The organism is Ornithinibacter sp., assembly GCF_035443565.1.
GTDB lineage: Bacteria > Actinomycetota > Actinomycetes > Actinomycetales > Dermatophilaceae > Fodinibacter.
In genome coordinates, this window is the sequence record NZ_DAORSO010000270.1 from 1 (window position 1) to 2,004 (window position 2,004).

Annotated in this window: 3 protein-coding genes; 2 read left to right on the forward strand and 1 reads right to left on the reverse strand. The window is 74.0% G+C overall.

What is annotated here, in order from left to right:
- Nucleotides 1–112 precede the first annotated feature (112 nt).
- Nucleotides 113–541: an OsmC family protein gene (locus PLL68_RS14320; protein ID WP_324535228.1), complete on the reverse strand. Its 429-nt coding sequence runs from the start codon at nucleotides 539–541 to the stop codon at nucleotides 113–115.
- A 124-nt stretch (nucleotides 542–665) separates the two neighbouring features.
- On the opposite strand from PLL68_RS14320, the gene PLL68_RS14325 reads away from it, so the two are divergent.
- The gene (locus PLL68_RS14325) at nucleotides 666–1,397 is read left to right on the forward strand and encodes an enoyl-CoA hydratase-related protein (RefSeq protein ID WP_324535230.1); all 732 of its coding nucleotides are present in this window, start codon (nucleotides 666–668) and stop codon (nucleotides 1,395–1,397) included.
- A gap of 5 nt (nucleotides 1,398–1,402) precedes the next feature.
- On the forward strand, nucleotides 1,403–2,004 hold a 602-nt coding region (locus PLL68_RS14330; protein ID WP_324535232.1), incomplete at its 3' end, for a GNAT family N-acetyltransferase.

The window sequence follows — 2,004 nt, forward strand, 5'->3', positions numbered from 1 at the left end:
CCGGAGCCGGGGTCGAGAGGAGGCAACACGCACGAGATCGAGCCCTGGGCCCTGCGTGTTGCCTCCTCTCGATGGGGTGGAGCCGACCGGGTGGAGCCGCCGGCGCAGCGGGTCAGCCCGCGAAGGTTGCCTCGAGCGTGATCGGCACCGCAGCCAGGGCCTGGCTGACGGGGCAGCCGGCCTTGGCGGCCTCGGCGGCCGTCTGGAACTGCTCGGCGGTGATGCCGGGCACGTCACCGACGACCTTGAGCACGATGCCGGTGATGCCGGTGCCGGGCTGGAACGTCACGTCGGCCGTGGTGTCGATCGTCGTGGGCGGCGTACCGGCCTGGGCGAGCCCGTGCGAGAGCGCCATCGAGAAGCACGTCGAGTGCGCCGCCGCCAGCAGTTCTTCCGGGCTGGTCTGGCCGTTCGCGGCCTCGGCGCGCGACGGCCAGGACACGGGGTAGGTCCCGATGCCGGAGGACTCCAGAGAGACCTGCCCGGCCCCTTCCATGAGTGAGCCCTCCCAGTGGGCCGATGCGGTGCGAGTCGTCGCCATCAGTGTTCTCCTCGTGTCGTTGCGTGGTGGGTGGTGCCTGCCGCGGGTGCAACACACCCGGCCCGAAGATCCATCCACCCGGGTGCCGCGAGTCTGCCAGTCCCCGGCTGGGTAGGGTCGGGCGGTGACCATCCATCTCGAGCGCGGTGAACAGATCGCCACCATCACCATCGATCGCACCCACCGGCGCAACGCCCTGGACCTCGCCTCGCTCGAGGACCTGCACGCGGCCGTCGTCCGCTGCGTCGCCGACGGCACGCGCGCCATCGTGCTCACCGGTGCTGATGGGCACTTCTGCGCCGGGGCCGACCTCACCGAGCTCGAGGACGTCTCGTTCACCACCCGCCTGGCCCAGGTGCTCGCCCACCTGGCCGCGGTGCCCGTGACGACCGTGGCCGCGATCGAGGGCTCGTGCATGGGTCTCGGGATGCAGCTCGCGCTCGCCTGCGACGTGCGCGTCGTCGGTGCCAGCGCTCGCTTCGCCGTGCCGGTCGCCCGGCTGGGGCTCATGGTCGACCACTGGACCCTCACCCGCCTGGCCCGGCTCTGGGGTGAGGGCACCGCCCGCCACCTCGTGCTGACCGGCGCCGTCCTGGATGCCGACGACGCCTGGCGTCTGGGCTTTGCCTCCCAGCAGGGATCGCTGGCCGACGCCCAGGCCCTCGCCGCTCGTGCCGCCCGCCTCGCCCCGCTGACCCAGGCCGGCTCCAAGCTCGGGTTCGACGCGCAGATGCACGACCCCGAGGCGGTCGGGCGCTACGAGGCGGCCTTCGCCAGGGCCTGGGCCAGTGACGACCTCACCGAGGGCCGCCGAGCCTTCGCCGAGCGCCGCGAGCCCAGCTTCCGAGGACGGTGATCACGGTGTCCGAACCCCTCGAGCACCACCACGGCGGTCATGACCACGACGGGCACGGCCACGCCGAGCACGGCCACGGCCACGGCCACGGCCACCCGTCCGCCGCCGGTGCCGGCCCTCTCGCCGACGCCAGTGTCCGGCGCGCCAGGGTCAACGACGCCCCCGCAGTCGGCCTCGTGCAGGCGGTGGTGTTCCGCGAGGCCTACTCCGGGCGCGTCCCGGACGAGGTCGTCGCCCAGTTCGAGCCCGATGCGTTCGCGCGCTCGTGGCGGGAGAGCCTCACGGCGCCGCCCGGCGGCATCCACCGCCTGCTCGTCGCCTGCGCCGGTGACCAGGTCGTCGGCCTGTGCGCGATCGGCCCGTCGCAGGACCCGGATGCCGGCGGCGCCACCGGGGAGGTCACCGTCCTCGGTGTGCACCCCGACGCCCGGCGCCAGGGCCATGGCTCACGCCTGCTCAACGCCGGCGCCGACCTGCTGCGGGAGGCCGGGGCGGACACGGTGAGCCTGTGGCTGCTCGCCCACGACGAGAGCACCCGCGAGTTCGCCGCCGCATCCGGCTTCGCCCCCGACGGCGCCTACCGCGACCGCGTCGTCTCCCCCGACGG